Here is a 24,584-nt window from a genome sequence, read left to right on the forward strand (position 1 = left end):
AGTTGAAAGCCGAAGCCAGCCATGTGCTGGCTTTTTTTTGCCTGCGATTTGATAAATGAGTGCCGGGAACAGACGGCAAAGCGGGAGCAGATGTGCTCCCGCTGAGGGGATCAGAGCAGAAAGATCGTCGCCAGACCCAGGAAGATGAAGAAGCCGCCGCTGTCGGTCATGGCAGTGATCATCACACTGGCACCCATCGCCGGATCACGCCCAAGGCGCGCCAGAGTCATGGGGATCAACACCCCCATCAACGCCGCCAGTAGCAGGTTGAGGGTCATGGCGGCGGTCATCACGACGCCAAGCGACCAACTGCCATACAGCAAGTAAGCCACCACGCCGATCACGCCACCCCACACCAGGCCATTGATCAGGCCCACGGCCAGCTCTTTGCGCAGCAGGCGCGAGGAATTGGCCGTACTCACCTGATCCAGTGCCATCGCACGCACGATCATGGTGATCGTCTGGTTACCGGAGTTGCCGCCGATACCCGCCACAATCGGCATCAGCGCCGCCAAGGCCACCAGCTTCTCGATCGAACCTTCAAACAGCCCGATCACGCGCGAGGCGATAAAGGCTGTGATCAGGTTGATCGCCAGCCAGGCCCAACGGTTATGCAGAGAGCGCCAGACCGACGCAAAAATGTCTTCCTCTTCACGCAAACCGGCCATGTTGAGGACTTCGGTTTCACTTTCTTCACGAATCAGGTCGACCATTTCGTCGATGGTCAAACGGCCAATCAGCTTGCCGTTCTTGTCGACCACCGGCGCCGAGATCAAGTCGTAACGCTCAAACGCCTGCGCCGCCTCGTAGGCGTCCTCATCCGGGTGAAAGCTCACGGTGTCGCTGGCCATCAAATCCGCAACTTTCTTATCCGGATCATTTACCAGCAGACGCTTGATTGGCAGCACGCCCTTGAGAATGCCTTCGTAGTCGACCACAAACAATTTGTCGGTGTGACCAGGCAACTCTTTCAGGCGACGCAGATAACGCAGTACCACTTCCAGGCTGACGTCTTCGCGGATGGTGACCATCTCGAAGTCCATCAATGCGCCGACCTGATCCTCGTCGTAGGACAGCGCGGAGCGCACTCGCTCACGCTGCTGGCTGTCGAGCGCTTCCATCAGCTCATGGACAACATCACGGGGCAGCTCGGGGGCCAGGTCGGCCAGTTCGTCGGCGTCCATCTCCCTGGCTGCTGCCAGGAGCTCATGATCGTCCATGTCGGCGATCAGGGTTTCACGGACCGAGTCGGATACCTCGAGGAGAATATCGCCGTCGCGGTCGGCCTTCACCAACTGCCACAGGGTCAGTCGATCATCCAGCGGCAAGGCTTCGAGGATATAGGCAACGTCGGCGGAGTGCAGGTCATCGAGCTTGCGTTGCAGCTCGACGAGGTTCTGCCGGTGCACCAGGTTTTCGACGCGGTCGTGATGCGGACCTTCCTGGCGGTGCGTGAGGTCTTCGACCACGCGCTGGCGCTGCAGCAGCTCGATGACTTGAGCCAGGCGATCCTGCAGGCTGTCTTGCGTTTTCTTTACTTCTACTTCGGTCATAGGCGAACTCCACTCCCAGCAGCGGGGCACGCCGGAAGGATCAATCAGTCAATTCATGATTGGTAAAACGGGGTACTAAGTAACTACTGGGTAAGTCCATGGAGGTATTCCACAAGCCCCGGCGGGGCTGACGGGCGCAATGATACACCTTGCGTCGGTTTTAAACGTTAAAAAACTGGAAAGAACAAGCGCTTGCGAGCCAAAGCTGAGCTTTGGCTGTATCTATGAACTGCGACGACGCAGCGGATAAGGAAAACACATGGCGCGGGAGAAAAAGATAAAATCCCACACAAACCCCAGACGGCAAAAAGCCCGCACTAGGCGGGCTTTTTGTTTGTATGGTGCACTCGACAGGATTCGAACCTGTGACCGCTCGGTTCGTAGCCGAGTACTCTATCCAGCTGAGCTACGAGTGCAGATTGTGTTTTTAGACCAGATCACAACTGGTTTAAGCCGAGTCACCTGCATTGCTGCAACTGACTCTTAAATGGTGCACTCGACAGGATTCGAACCTGTGACCGCTCGGTTCGTAGCCGAGTACTCTATCCAGCTGAGCTACGAGTGCATTTGTTGCATGCGCATTATAGGCCGTTCAATCTCTATGTAAAGCTATTTTTTCGAGTAATTTCAACAACTTACCGAAAAAACCAGATTGCAACGTACTAAGCAAATAATGGCGGAGAACGGGGGATTCGAACCCCCGACACCCTTTTGAGGTGTACTCCCTTAGCAGGGGAGCGCCTTCGGCCACTCGGCCAGCTCTCCGCAACACGGGGCGTATATTAACCACGTTCATCCCCGTTTGCAAACATAAAAAACGATAAAAATTAAAGGCTTGGTTCTTCGTCCTTCTCTTTCTTGATCCGCAGGTAAATTTCCTCGCGGTGGACCGCTACCTCTTTCGGAGCGTTAACCCCGATACGTACTTGATTGCCTTTGACGCCGAGCACGGTCACGGTGATTTCGCCATCACCGATAATCAGGCTTTCTGCGCACCGACGAGTCAGAATCAGCATACCTTTCTCCTCACGCATTTCAGTTCAGGAACAACAGTCTGCAAAAAAAAGGCGTTCGACCTACGACATGAAAGCCGTAGCCCTAACGGCCTAAGTATTGTCGAGCACACGCAAAAGACCATGCGCCCCACAAAAAAATGAAAGGCGCGGTAAACCGCGCCTTCCTGGCATCGCATCACTCGCCCTGTCGGGCCGGAGCGTCCAGCTCAAAAGCGGTATGCAGCGCGCGTACAGCCAGTTCCAGGTACTTCTCTTCGATCACCACCGAGACTTTGATTTCCGAGGTGGAGATCATCTGGATGTTGATGCTTTCCTTGGCCAGCGCCTCAAACATGCGGCTGGCAACGCCGGCATGGGAACGCATGCCCACGCCCACGATCGACACCTTGGCAATCTTGGTATCGCCGACCACTTCACGGGCGCCAATCTCGCTCGCGGTGTTCTGCAGGATTCGCTCCGCCGCATCGTACTCGTTACGGTGCACAGTGAAGGTGAAATCGGTGGTGTTATCGTGCGAAACGTTCTGCACGATCATGTCGACTTCAATGTTCGCGCCACTGATAGGACCGAGGATCTTGAAGGCCACGCCCGGAGTATCCGGCACGCCACGGATCGTCAGCTTGGCTTCATCGCGGTTAAAAGCGATGCCGGAAATGATCGGCTGTTCCATGGATTCCTCTTCATCAATAGTAATGAGGGTGCCCGGACCCTCTTTGAAGCTGTGCAATACGCGCAGCGGAACGTTGTACTTGCCGGCGAACTCCACCGCGCGGATCTGCAGCACCTTGGAACCGAGACTGGCCATTTCCAGCATCTCTTCAAAGGTGATCTTGTCCAGGCGCTGGGCCACGGACACCACACGCGGATCGGTGGTGTAGACGCCGTCCACATCGGTATAGATCTGGCACTCGTCAGCCTTAAGGGCCGCTGCCAGCGCTACGCCGGTGGTGTCTGAACCGCCACGCCCCAGGGTTGTAATGTTGCCCTGCTCGTCCACACCCTGGAAACCGGCTACAACTACCACGCGCCCGGCTTTGAGATCTGTGCGGATTTTCTGATCATCAATCTGCAGGATGCGCGCCTTAGTATGTGCGCTGTCGGTCAGGATGCGCACCTGGCTGCCAGTGTAGGACACCGCCGGCACACCACGCTTGTTCAGCGCCATGGCCAACAGGGCAATAGTGACCTGTTCACCGGTGGACACGATCACATCCAGCTCACGCGGCAGCGGCTGTTGATCACCGCTGATCGCCTTGGCCAGATCGATCAGGCGATTGGTCTCGCCGCTCATGGCCGACAGCACCACTACCAGGTCGTCGCCGGCGTCGCGGAATTTCTTAACCTTGTCGGCGACCTGCTCGATTCTTTCGACAGAACCGACCGAGGTGCCTCCGAATTTCTGTACGATCAAAGCCATTTCTAAGCCGCCTCAGCCCGTAAAGGGGCGCCCAATAAACAAATTTTCCAGCAGCTGAGCAAGCCCATGACTAGACCATGGGCTCATTAACAGTGCCTTAAATACCGGCCTCGACAAACGGCACGGTCAGGGCCAGGGCCGCGTCCAGGGCACCGGCGTCTACACCACCGCCTTGCGCCATGTCCGGACGACCACCGCCCTTCCCGCCCACTGCCGCGGCGGCTTGCTTCATCAAATCACCAGCCTTGAGTTGGCCAGTCAGGTCTTTGGTTACACCGGCAACCAGAACAACCTTATCCTCATGGACACTGCCGAGCAGGATCACTGCGCGGCCGAGCTTGTTCTTCAACTGATCGACCAAGGCCAACAGCGCCTTGCCGTCCTGACCATCCAGGCGCACGGACAGGACCTTCACGCCCTTGACGTCCAGGGCAGAGGCCGACAGATCGTCGCCCGCTGCGCTGGCCGCCTTGGCCTGCAACTGCTCCAGCTGTTTTTCCAGCTGGCGGTTGCGCTCCAGTACACCAGAGAGCTTGTCGATCAGGTTGTCGCGGCTGCCCTTGACCAGGCTGGCCGCCTCCTTGAGTTGTTCTTCGGCTGCATTGAGGTAGGCCAGGGCCGCAGCACCGGTGACCGCTTCAATACGGCGTACACCCGAAGCCACACCGCCCTCGCTGATGATTTTCAGCAGACCGATGTCGCCGGTACGGTTGGCGTGGATACCGCCACACAGCTCCACCGAGAAGCTGCCGCCCATGCTCAGTACGCGTACTTCGTCGCCATACTTCTCGCCAAACAGCGCCATGGCGCCTTTGTTCCTGGCGGTTTCGATGTCGGTTTCTTCGGTTTCCACCGGGGTATTCTTGCGAATTTCGGCGTTGACGATGTCTTCCAGCGCCTTGATCTGCTCAGGCTTGATCGCTTCAAAGTGGCTGAAGTCGAAACGCAGGCGCTGGCTATCAACCAACGAACCCTTCTGCTGCACATGCTCACCCAGCACCTGGCGCAAGGCGGCGTGCAGCAAGTGAGTGGCGGAGTGGTTCAAAGCAGTTGCATGCCGCACGTCGGCATCCACTTGAGTGTCTACCGGCGCGCCGACGGTCAAGTTGCCCAACACCAGCACACCGTGGTGCAGGAATGCGCCGCCGGTCTTGGTGGTATCGCGCACCTCAAAACGACCGGACGTCGAGCTCAGGTAGCCGCAATCACCCACCTGGCCACCGGACTCGGCGTAGAACGGCGTCTGGTCCAGGACCACAACAGCCTCTTCGCCTTCATTGAGCACGTCGACCGATTTGCCGTCTTTATAAATGGCCACGATCTTCGCCGCGCCAACGGTCGCCTTGTAGCCGATGAACTCGGTAGGCACGTCAACCTTGACCAGCGTGTTGTAGTCCAGACCAAAGGAGCTGGCAGAGCGAGCGCGCACGCGCTGGGCTTCCATCTCACGCTCAAAACCCGCTTCATCGACGGTCAGCTCGCGCTCGCGGGCGATGTCGGCAGTCAGGTCCATAGGGAAACCGTAGGTGTCGTACAGCTTGAACACCACGTCGCCCGGCACCACGGTGCCTTTGAGCTCGGCCAGGTCCTGCTCCAGAATCTTCAGGCCGTGTTCCAGGGTCTTGGAGAACTGCTCTTCTTCAGCTTTGAGCACGCGCTCGATGTTGGCCTGTTGCTGCTTGAGTTCCGGGAAGGCATCGCCCATCTCGGCCACCAGCGCAGCAACGATTTTGTAGAAGAAACTGCCGCTGGCGCCCAGCTTGTTACCGTGACGGCAGGCGCGACGGATGATCCGGCGCAGCACATAGCCGCGGCCTTCGTTCGATGGCAATACGCCGTCGGCGATCAGGAAGCTGCAGGAACGGATGTGGTCAGACACCACCTTGAGCGACGACTGGCCTTCGTTGGCGCAGCCAATGGCGGCGGCCGAAGCGCTCAGCAGGTTGGTGAACAGGTCGATCTCGTAGTTGGAGTGAACGTGCTGCATCACCGCACTGATCCGCTCCAGGCCCATGCCGGTGTCGACCGACGGGGCTGGCAACGGATGCAACACGCCATCGGCGGTGCGGTTGAACTGCATGAACACGTTGTTCCAGATCTCGATGTAACGGTCGCCATCTTCTTCCGGCGAGCCCGGTGGGCCGCCCCAGATGTCGGCGCCGTGATCGTAGAAAATCTCGGTGCACGGGCCGCATGGGCCGGTATCGCCCATGGTCCAGAAGTTATCGGAGGCGTAAGGCGCGCCCTTGTTGTCGCCGATGCGAATCATGCGCTCGACCGGCACGCCGACTTCTTTGGTCCAGATGTCATACGCTTCGTCGTCCGTGGCGTAGACGGTGACCCAGAGTTTTTCCTTGGGCAGCTTCAACACGCCGGTCAGGAAGGTCCAGGCGAAGGTAATCGCATCTTTCTTGAAATAGTCGCCGAAGCTGAAGTTACCCAGCATCTCGAAAAAAGTGTGGTGACGAGCGGTGTAACCGACGTTTTCCAGGTCGCTGTTCTTGCCGCCGGCGCGCACGCACTTCTGGCTGCTGGTCGCGCGGGTATAGGCGCGCTTTTCCTGGCCCAGGAAGCAGTCCTTGAACTGGTTCATCCCCGCGTTAGTGAACAGCAGGGTGGGGTCATTGCCTGGGATCAAGGAGCTGGAGGCTACACGGGTGTGGCCTTGCTCTTCGAAGAAGCGAAGGAAGGCTTCACGGATTTCTGCGCTTTTCATTAGGTTCTTCCACGGAGTCTGCGGCCAAAGGCCAGTGCGCAACATCATCAGACGGAGCGACGGCAAAGGGCCGCATTATATCGGCCCTTTGCCGGTGGTACAGCGTGTTTATGTGATAGAAACAGTCAATTAGACGGTCTGCACCGTCATTTGCGTGAAAACTCGGCAAATGTCTGCACGACTTGCTCGATCTGTGCCCGGCTGACATCCAGGTGCGTGACCATACGCAGACGCGGCGCGGCGCTCAACTTGATGCCGCGCTCGGCAGCAAAGGCTTTCAACGCGTCGGCGCGGTCACCGATCTGCACGTAGACCATGTTGGTCTGCACCGGCTCCACCGCATAACCGGCCTTGCGCAGTTCATCGCCCAGCCACTGGGCATTGGCGTGGTCATCGGCCAGGCGCTGTACTTGGTGATCCAGGGCATACAGCCCGGCCGCCGCGAGAGAGCCGGCCTGGCGCATACCGCCGCCGACCATTTTGCGCAGACGACGCGCCTTGGCGATCAACGCGTGCGAGCCGCACAACACCGAGCCAATCGGTGCACCCAGGCCCTTGGACAGGCACACCGACACCGAGTCGAAGTGCTGAGCAATTTCCCGCGCATCCACCCCAAGCTTGACCGCGGCGTTGTAGATCCGCGCGCCATCCAGGTGCAGCGACAGCCCATGTTCACGGGTAAACGCCCGCGCTTTCGCCAGGTAGTCCAGCGCCAGTACCTTGCCTTGCATGGTGTTTTCCAGCGCCAGCAGGCGGGTGCGGGCAAAGTGGAAGTCATCCGGTTTGATCGCCGCCAGCACGTGGTCCAGGTCCAGTGAGCCGTCCGCCTGCACTTCCAGCGGCTGCGGCTGGATCGAACCGAGTACCGCCGCGCCACCGCCTTCGTATTTGTAGGTGTGGGCCTGCTGGCCGACGATGTATTCCTCGCCACGCTCACAGTGAGCCATCAACGCCAGCAGGTTGCTCATGGTGCCGGTGGGCACGAACAGCGCAGCTTCGAACCCCAGACGCTTGGCCAGCTCGGCCTCCAGCAGATTGACGCTGGGGTCTTCGCCGTAGACGTCATCACCGCTGACGGCGCTGGCCATCGCGTCGAGCATGCCGGGGCTGGGTTGGGTCACGGTGTCGCTACGCAGGTCGATCACAGACATGAAGCAGGCCTCTAACGGGGTGATGTGATGTGCTCTTGTGGGTGATTACTGCGGGCAAAGCCACGGAATATCAAGCCCCAATTGGCTTCAATCGAATACCAACCAAACAAACCGATATAGGTTATCGATACAGCGCTCGTGCAGTTTTTGAAAAACCATGTTAAAAACTCTCCGCCGCCAGGGTTCTGGCGGCAACGTTCTCAGGGCGGGGTGTAATTCCCCACCGGCGGTAATTGCACGCAATGTGCATAGCCCGCGAGCGCTTGGCGCCTCGAACTGCTCACGCAGGACGGCGACAAGGTCAGCAGACCCGGTGTGATCCCGGGGCCGACGGTCATAGTCCGGATGAAGAGAGAACGGGATTGGCACCTAAGGGCCGCGCGCTGGGTTCATGCTTGCATGAGGCAGTGGTTCGTACCCTTAAATCCCATTCGATTCATAACGCCCTGTTTTTTTCTTAAACAGGAGTCAGAACATGCAACCCACCGCAATCGACAGCAAAATCAAGAACCATCACGGCGAGCGCGTCGCGTTTATCCAGGCCTGCTGGCACAAGGATATTGTCGACCAATCGCGTAAAGGCTTCCTTGCCGAAATGATCGCCCAGGGCTACCAGGAATCGGACATCGATTTCTTCGAAGTCGGCGGCGCCTTTGAACTGCCCCTGCACGCCAAGCTGCTGGCCAAGACCGGCCGCTACGCCGGCATCGTCGCAGCCGCACTGGTGGTGGACGGCGGCATCTACCGTCACGAATTCGTCGCCCAGTCGGCGGTCAGTGGCCTGATGCAAGTGCAGCTGGAAACCGAAGTGCCGGTGTTCTCGGTGTCCCTGACTCCGCACCACTTCCACGCGGGCAGCGAACACCACACCTTCTTCTACGAGCACTTCGTACACAAGGGCCAGGAAGCTGCGCGCACCTGCGCCGACACCTTGCACAAAGTGCGTGCAATCCGTCGCAGCGAGCAGAAACTGGCGGTATAATCGCCCCTGAAAACGCCCCGCCCACCCTGGTGAGCGGGGCGTTTTTCGTTCAAGCATCTACCACCGCGCCATGACGTATCTGCGGTCTAGTGAGCCACACGCCGGGCCACCGCCGGCCTTCTCACCTGACCCGGAGCCATCACGCCATGCACCGTCCTCTGTTTGTACCCGACACCCCCAGCGCCATTCACACCGTGCACGGGGGAAGCCTTTCGCCCACCGACGCAGAAAAAACCGCCAACCTGGGCGGTGCCCCGTTGCGTGCGCAGGTCTATCGGGACACGGCCGTTCGGGTCGAACGATTCAGGCTGCAGACCCGCCAGGATAAGGCGCCGCGCAGGGATGCCCTGAGATTTGCATTCACCGCCGATCAAAGCGAACTCTGGCTCGGCGCAGCGGGCGATCGCCTGCACCTGTACGTAGGCACGGCGCTCTATCAGATAACGCCGTCTTCGCCGAGGCAAATCATCGAGCTGGTCACCGGCCATGGCGCCGACTGCATCCATGTCGATGACAGCCTCCAGAACCCCGTCAGCATTGACGCAGGCGCTGGCGACGACTACCTGCGCGTCGGCGGCCGTCACTCAACGATCCTGTCCGGCGAGGGCGATGACACGCTACGGATCAGCGCCGAGGACTGCACCGTCGACAGCGGCCCCGGCAACGACAGCACGCAGGTCATCGGCGCCGGCACCGCGCGTATCTATGCGGGTGACGGCGCCGACAGCATTCACGGCGGCGCCGGGCTCAACTTTATCGATGGCGGGCCGGGCGACGACGTGATTGTTGGAGGCAGCGGCCATCACCTGCTCAGCGGCGGCGACGGCAATGACACGATCAAGGCTGGCAGCGCCACTAACGTCATCTATCCAGGTAAAGGCCATGACCATGTCAGCAAGCTCAAGGCGACAGACCGGGTATACAGCCTGCCCGGCGACACCCTGGTTGCCATGACCAACGACGAACGCTACGCGTGGTTGCTTGAAAAACTCGCCAGCCTGCCAACCGCGTCGCTCGAACAGGTCATGGCGGCGCTGTTCCCCACCGACCTCCACACGCTCCACCAGACGCCCGTGGCGTCCGGCGAGGCCGGTAAAACGGGTTTGTCGATTGGGGGAAACAGGCAGTTTGCTGCGCGCGTCGAATCCGATCTCAGCCTGCTGCGCGTTTCGCCCAACGGGCAAAAACTGCTCCACGCACTGGATATTGCGGCACAACACAGTGGGCAACCCGTCAGCATTGAACCGGGTGACGAAAACAACGCCAGGTTCACGCCCTCCACCGACAGCGACACGCTGATGATTCGCGACGGCCAGCCCGGCACGCCGGCCTACGGCGGGCGGATCGAGTACAACCCTTTTTTCAGCCCACCGGGCTCGCTGCCGATCATCGGGCTCTATCACGAGCTGTGTCACGCCTATAACGCCGTCACCGGTACCGTGGCGCCCGGCACCACCGATGAAACTGACGGAGGCAAAACCGTTGCGATCAAAAACGTGGAGCGGCAAGCCGTGGGCCTGCCCATCGATCTGGCGCCTTTTGACTTCGACCTGAACCCAGACACCCCGCCCACGCGGACCAACCCCGAGGCTTTTACGGAAAATGCGCTGCGCAAGGAGTTCGGATTGCCGACACGCGACACGTACCTGGCGAAGCCTCAAGGGGACTAAACCAGCGCTGCGTCCGTGGTGGGCACAATCAGAATCCCGGCGCGCAAACCATTCTTCACTTTCGGGTTCGGGAAGATGATGCGTGCGCCCTCCTCCTCGATCACCCAGCGGGTCTTGGCCACATCTTCGGCCAGCAGATAGCCCTTGGCCAACGGCGAGAAGTTTTCCACGTCCGCCGGCAAATGCAGCAGGAAGGCATCACTGTGCTTGATCACTTCACGCGATACCGCAAACAGCTGCAGGCCATCCAGGCTGTCGGTGGCCGGTTCGCTGCCTTCGATGATCTGCGTCAGGCGCCTCTCCAGGCGGGAAACATCCACGCCCTGGTTCTGGCCGAACGGCCGCGCCTTGCCCAACTCCAGAGTAAACGCCTCGGCGTTCAGTTGCTCATAGGTGAACGCGGTGAAGGTGATCGACGTCTTGTTCTGCAGCAGCACCGCTTGCATGCCGGCCGCACACAGGCGCGCCAGCTCGTGACGTGAATGCTGGCGACCTTCCTTCCACGGGTACAGCGCGAACTGCTCGATCTTCGAACCGCGAATGGCCGTGTGCAGGTCGTAATGCAGGCGCGAGCGCTCAGGCAGGCTGAAGAACGTGCGGGCCAGCTGCTCAAGCTCAGCGGCGCGCATGGCCTCAGGGCCAATGTTTTGTTCGTGGCGGCCATTGAACAGCCGGTTGACGTCCAGCTCGAGGTAACGCTCGCCGCGGCGCATGGCCTCGGGGTTACCGAACAGGAACAGAATACGGGTGCGGGGTTTGATTTCCCCACGGGCAATGCCATGCAACAGGCGGTCGAGCAGTTCGATCGGCGCGGTTTCGTTGCCATGGATGCCAGACGACAGCAGCAGGTCGCTGCCGTTGTCCAGCGCTTGCGGCGGGCGCACTTCGAGCGCGCCCTCGCTGAGCCAGCGCATCTGCACGCCGTCGACAGTCAGTTGAATTTTTTGCGCCGGTTCGCGACCGGCGAGGGTCAGTTCAAGCAATTTGCCGAGGGCGAGCATAAGCAGCTTCCTTAGTGGTTGCAGCCAGGGCCGTGAACGTGATCGTCGTCATCACCTTCAACGTCGGCCGGTTCCATTTCCAGTTGCAGGCTCATCAGGTTGGTGGCCAATGGGCGCATCAGCAGGTTGGCGTATTCAGCGTCGCCTTCTTCCACGTCCACACCAATCAGCAGCTGGCCACGGCCGTCGTGCTGGATCCAGATTTCCTTGCCCTGCCAGACCACGGCGACGCGGGTGCAGGAGGTTTCCAGCTGGGTGCCGTCGGTGTCTTCAAGAATCAGTTTCAGGGTGTCGGTGGTCATAAAGAGTTCTCAGCCATAGGGTGTAAAAAAAGTGGCGCTAGTTGATCTGGAAAGGATAAACCGAGCCCAGTTTAAGGATTTGCGTCAGTTCATCCAGTGCCGTCCGGCACTCAAGCAGCAATTGCGGATCAGCCAGGTCGGTTTCACGCAGGCTGTCGCGGTAGTGCTTGTCGACCCACTGGGTCAGCGTGTCGTACAACGGCGCGGTCATGATAACCCCTGGGTTCACCGCCGCCAGCTCAGTTTCATTCAACGCCACGCGCAAGCGCAGGCACGCCGGGCCACCGCCGTTCTGCATGCTTTGCTTGAGATCAAACACCTTCACTTCACGGATCAGCCCGCCGGAGGCCGTCAGGCCTTGCAGGTACTGCCAGACGCGCTCGTTGGCGCGGCATTCTTCCGGCACGATCAGCAGCATCGAACCGTCGGCGCGGGTCAGCAACTGGCTGTTGAACAAGTAGGACCGTACGGCGTCCTCGACGCTGACCAGGGCGCGCGGCACGCACACTGACTGGAAGTTGCCGCCCAGTTTGCCCAACTTGCCTTGCAGCTCGGCGAGCATCTGCTCGGTATTGAGGAACGCGTCCTCGTGGTAGAACAGCACCTCGCCGTTGCCCACCGCGATCACGTCGTTGTGGAACACGCCGGCATCGATCACAGACGGGTTCTGCTGAGCGTAGACCACGCCGTCATCCTTCAGGCCATGCAGGCGCGCGACGGCCTGGGAGGCTTCGAGGGTCTGGCGCGCCGGGTATTTCTGCGGCGCGGGGTAACGGGTGTCGAACGCGCTGCGGCCAAACACGAAGAACTCGACGCCGGCCTCGCCATAGTCACGGCAGAAACGCGTGTGGTTGGCCGCGCCTTCGTCGCCGAACTGCGCCACCGCCGGCAACGCGGCGTGATGGGCAAAGTGTTTTTGGTCAGCGAACATCGCACCCAGCACGCGGCTGGTGGTCGGGTGTTCGATGCTGCGATGGTATTTGCAGTTGAGGTTGGCGGCTGTGAAATGCACGCGGCCGTCCGCCGTGTCGGCGCTCGGGCTGACAGTGGCGGCGTTGGCCACCCACATGCTGGAGGCCGAGCAACTGGCAACCAGCAGCGGCATGGCGTGCTTGGCCGCCTGCTGAATCACCTGAGCGTCGGTGCCGCTGAAACCAAGGTTGCGCAACGCGGCCACGTCAGGACGTTCCTGCGGCGCCAGCACGCCTTGCACAAAGCCCATGTCCATCAGGGCTTTCATTTTCTGCAGCCCCTGCAACGCCGCAACCTTGGGGTTCGAAGACTGCTGGCTGTTGCTCTGGGATGCGACGTTGCCGTAGGACAAACCGCCGTAGTTATGGGTCGGCCCCACGAGACCGTCAAAATTGACTTCACAGGATTTCATCGGCGAGGCTCCACGAACATCTGTTTTTATAGGCATCAATAGCAGTCTTCACACCACCGCTACTCTCTATCTGTAAACCCGATCAACTGTGGGAGCTGGCTTGCCCGCGATGGCAGCGGCGCGGTTTGACTAAAGGACCGAGTTGCCCGCATCGCAGGCAAACCAGCTCCCCCACAAGCCCGCTCCCACCTTTAGATCAGCGTTATACCTGGCGTCAGCGTGGCTGGAACCGTCAGGCTCGGCGTTTCCAGCGACGCCACCGGGTACGCGCAATAATCCGCCGCGTAATAGGCGCTGGCGCGATGGTTGCCCGACGCCCCTACCCCACCGAACGGCGCGGTGCTGGCAGCGCCGGTCAACTGCTTGTTCCAGTTGACGATGCCGGCGCGGCTTTTCAGCCAGAACTGCTGGTAGCGTGCTTCGGAATCCGACAACAAGCCCGCGGCCAAACCGTACTGGGTGTTGTTGGCCTCAGTGATCGCCGCGGCAAAATCAGCGTAGCGGATCACCTGCAGCAGCGGACCGAACAGCTCTTCATCTTCGCGCTCGGTCACGCCGGTCACGTCGATAATGCCAGGCGTCAGCAACGCGGCCTGATCCTGCGGCTGGGTCATTTCCAACAGCGCCACGGCGCCATTGGCCAACATCAACGCCTGGGCGTCCATCAAGGCCTTGGCCGCGCCGAGGGAAATCACCGAGCCCATGAAAGGCGCCGGCTGCTGATCAAACGCACCCACTTCAATCGTCGCGCTGACCGCCACCAGGCGCGCCAGCAACGCATCGCCCCAGGCACCTTCGGGCACCAGCAAGCGGCGCGCGCAGGTGCAACGCTGACCGGCCGAGATAAACGCCGACTGAATAATGGTGTAGACCGCCGCATCCACGTCGGCCACTTCGTCGACCACCAGCGGGTTGTTGCCGCCCATTTCCAGGGCGAGGATCTTGTCCGGGCGCCCGGAAAACTGCTCGTGCAGGTGATTGCCGGTGCGGCTGGAGCCGGTGAAGAACAACCCGTCGATACCGGGGTTGGCCGCCAACGCGATACCGGTTTCCCGCGCGCCTTGCAGCAGGTTCAACACGCCCGCCGGCAAGCCGGCGTCGATCCAGCATTGCACGGTCAGCTCGGCGACTTTGGGGGTCAGCTCGCTCGGTTTGAACAGCACGGTATTGCCCGCCAGCAACGCCGGGACGATATGCCCGTTCGGCAAATGGCCAGGGAAGTTGTAAGGGCCGAACACCGCCACCACGCCGTGCGGCTTGTGGCGCAACACGGCCGTGGCGTCGCCCAGTGGGCCGCTCTTCTCGCCGGTACGTTCACGGTAACTTTGCACCGAGATGGCAATCTTGTTGGCCATGCTGGTGACTTCGGTGGCCGATTCCCACAGCGGTTTGCCGGTTTCTTCGCCGATGCAACGGGCGATTTCATCGGCGCGGCTTTTCAGCGTGGCGGCAAAGGTTTCCAGCACGCTGATGCGTTCTTCCAGCGGGCGCCGGGCCCAGCCTGGAAACGCCTGGCGCGCGGCCTGCACGGCGGATTCGACCTGTTCGACGCTGGCGCCATTGCCGGCCCACAGCACCTGCTGCGTCACCGGGTTGCGCGACTCGAACAGTTCACCCTGACCCGCCAGCCAGCTACCTGCGATATACAGCGAATTCATTATTTCGACTCCCGAGCAGCAGACAACGCAACAGCGCGCACTTGATCACCCACCACCAGCTGCAGGCGTTTGGCGGTCTGTGGATCGACCACCAGCGTGCCTGCCGCCAGACGGGCCGGAGCGGCCGTGATGCGGCACTCCTCGCGCTTGCGGTTATGAATCAGGAACGGCGTGGCGTCGTCCCCGGGGGTGCCGATGGCCAACACCAGTGACTGGCTGTCGCGCACCGCACGGATTTTGCTGGTTTCACACTCCACCGCCGGGCCGGCGTCGAAGATATCGACATAGCCCTGGTAGCTGAAGCCTTCGCTCTTGAGCATGCTCAGCGCCGGTTCGGTGTCCGGGTGAACCTTGCCGATGACATTGCGCGCGTCTTCGGAGAGGAAGCAGCTGTACAGCGGAAACTTGGGCATCAGCTCGGCGATAAACGCCTTGTTGCCCACGCCGGTCAGGTAATCGGCCTGGCTGAATTCCATCTTGAAAAAGTGCCGGCCCAGGCTTTCCCAGAACGGCGAGCGCCCGGCGTCGTTGGACACGCCGCGCATCTCGGCAATGATCTTGTTGCCAAACAGCTGCGGGAATTCAGCGATAAACAGCATGCGCGCCTTGGCCAGCATGCGGCCGTTGAGACCGTTGCGGTAATCGGCGTGCAGGAACAACGAGCACAATTCGGAGTTGCCAGTGAGGTCATTGGCCAAAAACAGCGTCGGAATCTCGCGGTAGATGTTCAGTTCCTGGGAGGCGCTGACGGTCAGGCCGACCCGGAAGTTGTACCACGGCTCACGCAGGCCGACGGCGCCGGCGATGGCGGAAATACCCACCACGCGGCCTTCGTCGTTTTCCAGCACAAACAGGTAGTCGGCATCGCCGCGCCCGGCTTCGCCGCGAAAGGTTTTTTCCGCCCAGCCAACCCGATGGGTCAGGCGCTCTTCGTTGGCCGGCAAGGTGGTAAGGCCGGTGCCGGTGCTGCGCGCCAGATCAATCAGGGCCGGTAAATCGCTGCTGCGTACGGGACGAACGATCATGCTATCTCCTCAAACGGGCCGCCTGCTCCAGGCCACCCGCAAAACTCTGCTTTAAACAGCGACCAGGCGCACGCTGGCACCTTCGCCGACACCCAGGGCTTCGGCCGCGGCCAGGTCCAGGGTCACCGGTTTGCCGGGCGCGTAGTCCAGCTCCAGCATCACCGCGCGGTAATCCTGCAACTGCGCGTTGCTCACCAGGTACTGGCGGCCGGCCCCCTTGACCATTTCGCCGATCTTCACCGGCACCACGCGGCTCTGGGCAATCGAGCGAATGCCCGAAACCCGCGCGTGCAGCGTCGGGCCGCCGTCGAAGATGTCGATGTAATGATCGGTCTCGAAGCCTTCACGCATCAGGATGTCGAAGGTGATCTGCGCACGCGGGTGCACCTGGCCCATGGCTTCCTGGGCTTCGTCGGGCAGCAGCGGCACGTAGATCGGGTAATGCGGCATCAGCTCGGCGAGGAAGGTGCGGCTTTTGAGCCCGCACAGGCGCTCGGCGGCGGCGTAGTTGAGGTCGAAGAAGTTGCGGCCAATGGCGTCCCAGAACGGCGAATCGCCGTTCTCGTCGCTGTAGCCGACAATCTCGGTCACCACCGAGTCGGCAAAGCGCTCGGGGTGGCTGGCGACGAACAACAGGCGGCCACGGGAATTGAGTTCCGACCACGGCGAACCGACCAACGCAGGCTTCACGTAGAAACTGGTGAGCAGGCTGTTGCCGGTCAGGTCGTGGCACTGGGAAAGCACGTGGATCTTGTTGTGGATCTTCAGCTCGCGGGACGCGTGCACGAAGGTTTCGTTACGGAAGCTGTAGAACGGCTCCGAGTAACCGGCCGACGCGACGATGGCCGAACAGCCGGCCAGCTCGCCGGTCTCGGTGTCTTCAAGCACGAAGAAATAGCTTTCTTCGCCATTGAAACTGACCTCGGCCGCGAAGGACGCTTCGCTGGCGGCGATCTTGTCGCTCAGGCGTTCCACATCATCCGGCAAGGAGGTGACACCAATCGGGCTGTCCGCAGCCAGACGCTGTACCTCGCCCAGATCAGCCATTTGCGCGGGGCGCATCACCAGCATGGTGTCACTCCTTAACTCGAAAAACTCATAGAGGAAAAAATGCCGGACACGGGATCTGAGTTCACACAGATCCAATGTGGGAGGGGGCTTGCCCCCGATAGCAGTCTGTCAGTTGATAAATCCAGTGACTGATCCACCGCTATCGGGGACAAGCCCCCTCCCACATTTTTGACCCAGTCCAGCCAGCAAAATGTGTCGCTATCAGGCTTGCGTCAGCGTCTTCACGGCGCGTTCAAAACGGTCCAGACCTTCATGGATGTCCGCATCTTCCACCACCAGGCTCGGGGCGAAACGCACCACGTCGGGGCCGGCTTGCAGGATCATCAGGTTTTCTTTTTCGGCCGCGTTGAACACGTCCTTGGCCTTGCCTTTAAACGCGTCGCTGAGCACGCAACCAATCAGCAGGCCCATGCCGCGCACTTCGGTGAAGATGCCGTATTTCTCGCCGATCTGTTGCAGGCGCGCCTTGAACAGCTCGTGCTTGGCATTCACGCCAGCCAGCACTTGCGGGGTGTTGATCACGTCGATGACCGCTTCCGCCACCGCGCACGCCAGCGGGTTGCCGCCGTACGTGGTGCCGTGGGTGCCGACCACCAGGTGCTTGGCCAGGTCTTCACGGGTGAGCATGGCTGCAATCGGGAAACCGCCGCCCAGGCTCTTGGCGCTGGTGAGGATGTCCGGCGTCACGCCGTAATGCTGGTAGGCGAACAGGTGGCCGCTGCGGCCCATGCCGGTTTGCACTTCGTCGAACACCAGCAGCGCGTTGTTCGCATCGCACAGCTCGCGGGCGCCTTGCAGGTACGCCAGCTCAGCCGGCAATACGCCGCCTTCGCCCTGGACCGGTTCGAGCACCACGGCGCAGGTCTTGTCCGACACGGCAGCTTTCAGCGCTTCCAGGTCGTTGTAAGGCACGTGGGTGATGCCGGTGATTTTAGGCCCGAAGCCGTCGGAGTACTTCGACTGGCCACCGACGTTGACGGTGAACAGAGTACGGCCGTGGAAGCTGTTCAGCGCGGCGATGATCTCGTACTTCTCGGTACCGAAACGGTCGAACGCCACACGGCGGGCCAGCTTGAACGCGGCCTCGTTGGCTTCGGCGCCGGAGTTGCAGAAGAACACGCGCTCGGCAAAGGTGGCGTCGATCAGCTTGTGGGCCAGGCGCAGGGCCGGCTCATTGGTGAAGACGTTGGAAACGTGCCACAGCTTGTTGGCTTGTTCGGTCAGTGCACCGACCAGCGCCGGGTGGGCGTGGCCCAATACGTTAACCGCGATGCCGCCGGCAAAGTCGATCAGCTCGCGACCGGCCTGGTCCCAGACGCGCGAACCCGCGCCACGCACAGGGATAAATGCGGCAGGTGCGTAGTTGGGAACCATGACCTGGTCGAAATCGGCACGTTGCACCGGGGCTTGCTCAACGGACATCGGAGTCTCCTGAAGAGGAACGCCTGCCTGGAACTGGCGGGCGATGCAGGGATTGTAAGGACAGTTTTCAGTGCGGCCTTGCCGCCAAGCGACAACTTCTTATAGCGCCAACCCGCGTTTTCAGCGGGTTTACGCCAATGCGACAAATAGCATCGCAATGGCGCAGTTTAAACCGTGGGCTCGCCCAACGGCACCGATTTACGGCTCGCGCTTAATTATCTAACACGGATCGGCGACGGCGAACTGTTCTGCTGAGGGCATCATTTTATCCTCAGGAAGCTTTGCAATGAGCCAGCAACCCAGCGTGTCCGCCTTCGACCGGCTGATTCCGGCGCGCGACGTTCATCATGAAACGCTCAAAAACGCGATCCCCGACTGGCTGGGCAACGCGTCGGCCGCGCGTCGCAACGCCCTTAAAACCAGCGCCCCGGCGTGGTACGCCCAGCCCTCAGCCGAGCAGGACGCGGCGCTCAAAGGCCTGATCCGTGAGGCCTGGATCAGCCAGAACCGGCTCGACAAGGTCATGGACGCACTCAAGTCACCCGCCGACTTCGCCGCGCCCGCGCTGCAACAGGCGCTCAAGCAGCGTTTCGGTGTGGAGTGCGATGTGCGCAGCACCTACCTGCGCCTATCTGTACCGGCGACCATCCCCTGGTTCCCGGTGCGCTCCGGCGCAACGCGGATCAGGACCGTGTCGCTGCTGGACGCCGCCCTGCATAACTTTGAAGCTGGCGAAACCACTGTCGACGCCTACGAGCCACCGTCCGGCTTTATCACCCGGCCCACCGCCACCGGGCATTTCGAAACCCTGCCCGACATAGACACCCGTATCAGCGTGCCGGCCTTTACACGCCTGTGTCGCGAACTGGACCTTGGCGGCCAATACAGCGCCTACCTCGAGCACTTCCTGGACCTCAACAACCCCGTCGCCGCTGCCTACCTGCAACACCGCTTCGACGCCAGCCAGGTCGCCAACCTGAGACTCGCCCTGCACATGGCGCGCCTGCAGGGCGACCTGTCGCAAGCCAGCTCGCAGCGCCTGCAACAATTGCTGAGCAACCCGGCGGACTGCAACGCACTGCGCTGTCACGCCCTGAGCATCCTGTCCAGCCCGCTGACAGGCATTGTGCTGTTTACCTCCGCGAACCTTGAGCGGGCCAATCACGTGGTGCCCGTCATTGCCTATATTCCGCACGACCCGCAACACCCGCTCAAGGAGTATCCCTCCAGCGTGCAGTTCATGCAGGCCCTGACCGCCGACCTGCGCCAGCCTGCGTACCAGCAATTCTTCAGCCGTTTCGTGAACCACGACGAGCGCGGGCATTTTTTCGCCGAGCTTGGCCAGCGCCTGTCACGCGTCACCTGGCATGCGCACACCCGCGGCGACCCGCGCCCTGCCTGGCGGGATACGCCGGTGGACAAGCCTGAGCTGCAGTTTGCCGTCACACCGATCAGCGGCTCGGTGCTCGAACACCTTTACCAGACCACACTGAGCAAGCTGTTCAATGACGCGCGCGCTCAAGCCGTGTCCACCGCCAGCGCCGACCAGAAAACCCGCTGGGAGCGCTGGAGCCTGTTCGAAAAAATCGGCTCGGCCCTGCTGCAGATTGCCGCGCTGGTCGCCGCGCCGTTTGTACCGCCGGTGGGTTTACTGATGCTGGGTTACACCGCGTATCAGCTGCTGGATGACACGTTCGAGGGCATCGTCGACTGGGCCGAAGGCCTCAAGACCCAGGCGTTCGGGCACCTGATGTCAGTGCTGGAGCAGATGGTCCAACTGGGCATGTTCGCCCTCGGCCCGCCGCTTGCCGAAGGGTTGTTGCGCCAACACTTGCCCGCGGAACTCTGGCAGTTTTTCGACCGTCTCAAACCCGTCACCTTGCCCGATGGCCAGCCCCGGCTGTGGCAACCGGACCTTGCGCCTTACGCCCACGCGGTGACGCTGCCCGAAGGCTCGCGCGCCAACCCGCTCGGCCTGCACACGCATGGCGAGCAAGACATCCTGCCCCTGTCCGGCGCGCATTACGCGCTGGGGCTCGACCCCAGCACCCAGACGCATTACTTCAAGCATCCCACCCGCACCAATGCCTACCGCCCAACGGCATACAGCAATGGCCAAGGCGCCTGGGTGAGTGAGCTGGACCGGCCGCTGAGTTGGGACAGCGCCCAGTTGATGCGCCGTCTGGGCCATCAGGCGCAAAGCTTCAGCGACCTGCAACTGGCACAGATTCGCCACGTCAGCGGTGTCGAAGACGCGGCGCTGCGCAAACTCTACATGATCCGCGAACCCCTGCCACCGCTGCTGGCCGACACCCTCGAGCGCTTCAAAATCGACCAGGACCTGCAAACCTTCATCGACCAAATGAACAGCGATGACCCCCGTGTCCAGGCGTTGGCCGATGCCCAGACCCAACTGCTGCTCTTGACCAACTACGGGCTGTGGCCCACCACCAGAACCCTGCGCCTGATCGACAGCCGGGGACGCACGCACTGGGAAATCCCGGGCGCGCCAGACGCCAGCGTCACCCAGATTCATGAGCACCAACTGAACAATGGCGACCTGCTCCAGACCCTTATCGAAGCGCTGGACGAACCGCAGAGAAGGACGTTGCTTGGGGAAGCGTTCGGCGATCCCACAACCTCGCTACAAGCACGTACGCGTGTTCTCAGGAAAAAACTTGCCCACCTGGCACGGGAAAAACGCTGGGCGCTGTTCGAATCGGCGTATCGCGCCCTGCAGCGTACCGACGATGCGCAGCTGAGCGCGCTTGTCGACGCGTCGCCGGGCTTGCCGGTGAGCGCCGCTGAAGCCCTGCGCGCCATCGCCCGCCCTGAGGAGCTGCGCGCCCTCGATCAAGGCCGGGTACCACGGCGCCTGATCGAGTTGGCGCACGAGGCCCAGCGAGAAATACGCGCCTGCCGTGCCTACGAAGGGCTGTACCTGGACAGCATCGACAACCAGGACACTGACCGCCTGGCCCTGCACTCCCTGCCTGATTTGCCGAACTGGCCCGCGGGGCTGCGCATTAGCGTCAGAAACGACACCGCTGATGGCCCGTTGCGCGACGTGACCGGTGATGACCGCGCCAGCGTTCAGCGCACGCTGGTTTACACCGCCAACGGCGACTACGTGCCCACCGACAGCAGCGGCCCGCTGTTTGGCGAAACCGACTTCTACACCGCCCTGCTCCAGGCGCTGCCCGACCCGGCGCGCGCTGCGTTGGGCATTCATATCGGCCAGGGCCCGGCCCTGCGCCAGGCGCTTGCTCGTCATGCCCTGCACCACTGGCACCTGCGCGAGTTGCTCGCGGACGCCCCCGTCGGCAAACCCGCCTACGACCCAAACACCATGCGCCTGCGCGGTGGTATGCCGGGCTATCGGCCGACGACCATGCCCGGCGCGCAGCACGCGCTGACCGCGCATGAACACGCCCGACAACTGTTCCCGGCGTTGCCACGCACACATATCGACAACATTGTGCGCAGCCTGGAACAAGCGCCCGGCGGGGTCACGACGGCGCTGAGTACGCTGCGCAACGAATACCAGCAACTTGAGCGCGACTTGCAGGCCTGGATCACGGCCACGCCGCGCCTGAGCGCTGACGCCGAGGTGCGCATCAGTCGTCAGGAACTCGCCTATGCCAGGCGCAACCGCACGGCCTGGGCCGATGAACTGCGCCGGGCCTGGCGCCTGGAAACCCCGCTCGATGCGTACTACGAGCCGCCTGCCCCCAATGGCTATCAACTGCACTTGAACTGGCCGATTGCCGGCAATCCTCCCGTGCTGCCCGGGCGTTTCGGTCATATCTCCAGCCTGTCGCTGGAGGGCGAGCAAGGGCCACTGGAGATCGACACGTTCCTGTCGATGTTTCCGTTCCTGCGCCGCCTGACCGTGCGCAACTTCAACCTCGACAGACTGCCCGATGGCGTCCCCGCGATACCCAGCCTCAATGAACTGGTGCTCAGCGATTGCAACATCACCTTGACTGCCCAGACCCGCACCGCGCTTGAAAACATGACCCGGCTCAAAACCCTCGACCTCTTCAACAACCCGCTGGGGCTCATACCCAGTGTCGAGAACATGCCTGGCCTGCACTTTCTCGATCTGAGCAACACCGACATTACGCAATTGCCTGCCGGGATTTTGCAGCGCCCCCAGCTGGAGACCGCGCTGTTTCGGGACAACCGCATTGCTGAATTGCCCGACGCGCTTTTCGAGCTTCCCGTGGCAACCAGTCATTCGTTCGACTTTTCCGGCAACCCGCTGTCTGGCCAGACCCTTGAGCAGGTCAAAACCTACTTCCAGCGCACCGGCAGTTATTGGGAGGCCAATGCGGCCCCGGTGGACATTGCCAGCGCGAAGATGCTTTACCCAACCTTGAGCAGTGACGAAATCAACCGCCTGATTTTCGGCCTGCCGGGCAACCTGGAAATGGGCAAGATCGAACTGGCGCGGCGGGACATTGACTACAAGCAGCTGAACCACGAGCTGGACGCTTGGGTGAACAGCCCCGGCCTCAGTGAAACCGCCCCCAACCAGCGCGAGGCGTTCAAACAGGCGCTGCTCGCCGGATGGCGTCGGCAACTGAAGCAGGACGACCACAGCAACGACATTTATCCCACTTACGCGCTGGACATCTCTGCCCCCATAAGCGGCAAATTGCCGACACTCAGCAGCCGGTTCACCCACGTGTCGACCCTCAGGCTCCGTGGCGATGCTCAGCCGTTGGACGTGGGAAACTGGCTGGCGAGTTTTTCGGACGTGCAGCACCTGATCATTGAAGACTATGTGCTGGAGGATATTCCCGAGCCGGTTTTCCAACTGCCACAGCTCACGACCCTCAGCCTCGAACGCTGCAACCTGCGACTGTCAGCAAAAACCGTCCAGGCCCTGGAGGCAAAGAGCAACCTGGAACGGCTGAACCTGAGCGATAACCCTCTGGGGCAACTCCCGGACTTTACTTCGATGACCTCACTGGACAGCCTGGGACTGCGCAACACCGGCCTCACAGAGATTCCGCCGAGCCTGCTCACGCCCCGCGAACGCAACCTCGTAGACCTGAGCCACAACCTGATCACGCAGATCCCAGAACCGCTGCTGCAAAGGCCGGCCCCAGTTACCAGCGCGTTTGATTTATCTGCCAACCCGCTGTCACGAGCGACCCTGGAACGGCTCAAGCGCTATTGCCAAACCCGCGGCGAGCACCTCCAGGTCGATGCGCCCGGCGCCTATAAAGCGCGCATCGCAGCCCTGTATCCGACGTTCACCACTGCGGAGGTGAATGTGTTTATCTTCAGCCTGCCCGGCGATCTGGATGCGATTGACGGCGCCATCCGTCGTCTGGAAAGCGAATACGAGCGCCTCAGTGCAGACCTCACCCTCTGGGCACTGACCGTACCCGAACGGCATCCCATCCTTGATGTGGCACTGGACGAACAGACAGCAGCCGAGGAGCAAATCCAGCGCCTTGCCATCAAGACAACACTGGAGGAAGGCTGGCGCCGCGAGAGCGAAATCGACGATTTCAATGGCGGGTATGGCGTGACCCATAAGCTGACGTGCCATACGTCGATCTTTGGCGAGCTGCCCACCTTGAGCGCACGGTTCGAACATGTTTCGCATCTGGAGCTCATCGGCGAAGGCACCACCACCAACGTTGAAGGCCTGGTGCGTGCATTCCCTAACCTGAGCACGCTGGCGCTGGATCAATACGCCCTGGGCGATATTCCCGACCTGATCTTCAACCTGCCAAGGCTGACCAGCCTGACGTTGACGCAAAGTCGCCTTCGCCTCAGCCCGCGGGCCCGCGCCAAGTTGCGAGATTTGCGTAACCTGGAGTACCTGGACTTGAGTGACAACCCGCTGGGCGGGGCGCCTGAGCTGGACAATATGCCCAGGCTGGAATGCCTCTACCTGCAAAACTGCGGGCTCAGCGAGGTACCGGTCGGGCTGTTTGACCGCCCTTATTTGCGCACCGTGGACCTGAGCGACAACCTGATCACCCAGGTCCCGGACGACATTCTAAGCATGCGCCAGCCGTGGGACGACGAGTCCGACCTCAGCGGCAACCCGCTGTCGGAGGGCAGCCTGGACCACCTTCGGCAGTATTTTCGCCAGACGGGCAATGATCTGCAGGTGGACGCAGCCGGCCTGAACGCCCAGGGCGCGCCCCTGACGCCACCGTCTACACCTGAACCGATGGAGGAATAACAGAG

General features: G+C 61.3%; 15 protein-coding genes, 3 tRNA genes and 1 riboswitch. Of the genes, 3 read left to right on the forward strand and 15 right to left on the reverse strand.

Annotated elements, in window-relative coordinates; translation table 11 throughout:
- Positions 1-110: 110 nt before the first annotated feature.
- From mgtE to ltaE, 8 genes are all read right to left on the reverse strand, one after another.
- The gene (gene mgtE / locus L8K08_RS09705) at positions 111-1,553 is read right to left on the reverse strand and encodes a magnesium transporter (protein WP_145159361.1); all 1,443 of its coding nucleotides are present in this window, start codon (positions 1,551-1,553) and stop codon (positions 111-113) included.
- Positions 1,554-1,892: 339 nt separating this feature from the next.
- A tRNA-Arg gene (locus L8K08_RS09710) sits at positions 1,893-1,969 on the reverse strand.
- 72 nt (positions 1,970-2,041) lie between these two features.
- Positions 2,042-2,118, reverse strand: a tRNA-Arg gene (locus L8K08_RS09715).
- Positions 2,119-2,227: 109 nt separating this feature from the next.
- Positions 2,228-2,318, reverse strand: a tRNA-Ser gene (locus L8K08_RS09720).
- A gap of 62 nt (positions 2,319-2,380) precedes the next feature.
- A complete protein-coding gene (gene csrA / locus L8K08_RS09725; RefSeq protein WP_003175645.1) occupies positions 2,381-2,569 on the reverse strand; it encodes a carbon storage regulator CsrA in 189 nt (62 codons plus the stop codon).
- Positions 2,570-2,744: 175 nt separating this feature from the next.
- Positions 2,745-3,986 carry an aspartate kinase gene (locus tag L8K08_RS09730; RefSeq protein ID WP_056861669.1) on the reverse strand — a complete coding sequence of 414 codons (1,242 nt, stop codon included), beginning with the start codon at positions 3,984-3,986 and terminating at the stop codon, positions 2,745-2,747.
- 97 nt (positions 3,987-4,083) lie between these two features.
- Positions 4,084-6,702, reverse strand: a complete 2,619-nt coding sequence (gene alaS / locus L8K08_RS09735; RefSeq protein ID WP_242196180.1) for an alanine--tRNA ligase — start codon at positions 6,700-6,702, stop codon at positions 4,084-4,086.
- A 146-nt stretch (positions 6,703-6,848) separates the two neighbouring features.
- Complete coding sequence (gene ltaE, locus L8K08_RS09740) at positions 6,849-7,853, reverse strand: low-specificity L-threonine aldolase (protein WP_242196183.1); 1,005 nt, start codon at positions 7,851-7,853, stop codon at positions 6,849-6,851.
- Between the two features lie 192 nt (positions 7,854-8,045).
- Positions 8,046-8,215: riboswitch (FMN riboswitch) on the forward strand.
- Positions 8,216-8,328: 113 nt separating this feature from the next.
- Between ltaE and L8K08_RS09745 the strand changes: the two genes are divergently transcribed.
- Together L8K08_RS09745 and L8K08_RS09750 are read left to right on the forward strand one after the other, a co-directional pair.
- The gene (locus L8K08_RS09745; protein WP_242196186.1) at positions 8,329-8,835 is read left to right on the forward strand and encodes a 6,7-dimethyl-8-ribityllumazine synthase; all 507 of its coding nucleotides are present in this window, start codon (positions 8,329-8,331) and stop codon (positions 8,833-8,835) included.
- Positions 8,836-8,981: 146 nt separating this feature from the next.
- The gene (locus tag L8K08_RS09750; protein ID WP_242196189.1) at positions 8,982-10,505 is read left to right on the forward strand and encodes a M91 family zinc metallopeptidase; all 1,524 of its coding nucleotides are present in this window, start codon (positions 8,982-8,984) and stop codon (positions 10,503-10,505) included.
- On the opposite strand, the gene astE is transcribed toward L8K08_RS09750, so the two are convergent.
- The 7 genes from astE to L8K08_RS09785 all read right to left on the reverse strand — a co-directional run bounded on the left by astE (position 10,502) and on the right by L8K08_RS09785 (position 18,368).
- Complete coding sequence (gene astE / locus L8K08_RS09755; protein ID WP_242196192.1) at positions 10,502-11,506, reverse strand: succinylglutamate desuccinylase; 1,005 nt, start codon at positions 11,504-11,506, stop codon at positions 10,502-10,504. The genes L8K08_RS09750 and astE overlap by 4 nt on opposite strands.
- Positions 11,507-11,517: 11 nt before the next feature.
- Positions 11,518-11,808, reverse strand: coding sequence for a hypothetical protein (locus L8K08_RS09760; protein WP_003214319.1), 291 nt, complete (start codon positions 11,806-11,808; stop codon positions 11,518-11,520).
- A 37-nt stretch (positions 11,809-11,845) separates the two neighbouring features.
- Positions 11,846-13,192 (reverse strand): N-succinylarginine dihydrolase, encoded by a 1,347-nt coding sequence (gene astB / locus L8K08_RS09765; RefSeq protein WP_145159371.1) that lies wholly within the window; start codon positions 13,190-13,192, stop codon positions 11,846-11,848.
- A 191-nt stretch (positions 13,193-13,383) separates the two neighbouring features.
- Positions 13,384-14,853: a succinylglutamate-semialdehyde dehydrogenase gene (astD, locus tag L8K08_RS09770; protein ID WP_242196407.1), complete on the reverse strand. Its 1,470-nt coding sequence runs from the start codon at positions 14,851-14,853 to the stop codon at positions 13,384-13,386.
- Complete coding sequence (gene astA / locus L8K08_RS09775) at positions 14,850-15,875, reverse strand: arginine N-succinyltransferase (RefSeq protein WP_003193612.1); 1,026 nt, start codon at positions 15,873-15,875, stop codon at positions 14,850-14,852. The genes astD and astA overlap by 4 nt, the downstream gene beginning before the upstream one ends.
- A gap of 51 nt (positions 15,876-15,926) precedes the next feature.
- Complete coding sequence (gene aruF / locus L8K08_RS09780) at positions 15,927-16,946, reverse strand: arginine/ornithine succinyltransferase subunit alpha (RefSeq protein ID WP_106576116.1); 1,020 nt, start codon at positions 16,944-16,946, stop codon at positions 15,927-15,929.
- Positions 16,947-17,147: 201 nt separating this feature from the next.
- Entirely contained in the window at positions 17,148-18,368 is a 1,221-nt protein-coding gene (locus tag L8K08_RS09785; RefSeq protein ID WP_242196195.1) for an aspartate aminotransferase family protein, read from the reverse strand.
- A 286-nt stretch (positions 18,369-18,654) separates the two neighbouring features.
- Between L8K08_RS09785 and L8K08_RS09790 the strand changes: the two genes are divergently transcribed.
- Positions 18,655-24,579: a DUF6543 domain-containing protein gene (locus L8K08_RS09790; protein ID WP_242196197.1), complete on the forward strand. Its 5,925-nt coding sequence runs from the start codon at positions 18,655-18,657 to the stop codon at positions 24,577-24,579.
- Positions 24,580-24,584 lie beyond the last annotated feature (5 nt).

The sequence above is a fragment of the Pseudomonas sp. TREG-RG-20F-10-E-6-01 genome (assembly GCF_022662455.1).
GTDB lineage: Bacteria > Pseudomonadota > Gammaproteobacteria > Pseudomonadales > Pseudomonadaceae > Aquipseudomonas.

What these genes read in the sequence shown, in the direction of transcription:
- mgtE (WP_145159361.1), bottom strand. Translation starts at nt 1,553, where the DNA reads ATGACCGAAGTAGAAGTAAAGAAAACGCAAGACAGCCTGCAGGATCGC.
- csrA (WP_003175645.1), bottom strand. Translation starts at nt 2,569, where the DNA reads ATGCTGATTCTGACTCGTCGGTGCGCAGAAAGCCTGATTATCGGTGAT.
- L8K08_RS09730 (WP_056861669.1), bottom strand. Translation starts at nt 3,986, where the DNA reads ATGGCTTTGATCGTACAGAAATTCGGAGGCACCTCGGTCGGTTCTGTC.
- alaS (WP_242196180.1), bottom strand. Translation starts at nt 6,702, where the DNA reads ATGAAAAGCGCAGAAATCCGTGAAGCCTTCCTTCGCTTCTTCGAAGAG.
- ltaE (WP_242196183.1), bottom strand. Translation starts at nt 7,853, where the DNA reads ATGTCTGTGATCGACCTGCGTAGCGACACCGTGACCCAACCCAGCCCC.
- L8K08_RS09745 (WP_242196186.1), top strand. Translation starts at nt 8,329, where the DNA reads ATGCAACCCACCGCAATCGACAGCAAAATCAAGAACCATCACGGCGAG.
- L8K08_RS09750 (WP_242196189.1), top strand. Translation starts at nt 8,982, where the DNA reads ATGCACCGTCCTCTGTTTGTACCCGACACCCCCAGCGCCATTCACACC.
- astE (WP_242196192.1), bottom strand. Translation starts at nt 11,506, where the DNA reads ATGCTCGCCCTCGGCAAATTGCTTGAACTGACCCTCGCCGGTCGCGAA.
- L8K08_RS09760 (WP_003214319.1), bottom strand. Translation starts at nt 11,808, where the DNA reads ATGACCACCGACACCCTGAAACTGATTCTTGAAGACACCGACGGCACC.
- astB (WP_145159371.1), bottom strand. Translation starts at nt 13,192, where the DNA reads ATGAAATCCTGTGAAGTCAATTTTGACGGTCTCGTGGGGCCGACCCAT.
- astA (WP_003193612.1), bottom strand. Translation starts at nt 15,875, where the DNA reads ATGATCGTTCGTCCCGTACGCAGCAGCGATTTACCGGCCCTGATTGAT.
- aruF (WP_106576116.1), bottom strand. Translation starts at nt 16,946, where the DNA reads ATGCTGGTGATGCGCCCCGCGCAAATGGCTGATCTGGGCGAGGTACAG.
- L8K08_RS09785 (WP_242196195.1), bottom strand. Translation starts at nt 18,368, where the DNA reads ATGTCCGTTGAGCAAGCCCCGGTGCAACGTGCCGATTTCGACCAGGTC.
- L8K08_RS09790 (WP_242196197.1), top strand. Translation starts at nt 18,655, where the DNA reads ATGAGCCAGCAACCCAGCGTGTCCGCCTTCGACCGGCTGATTCCGGCG.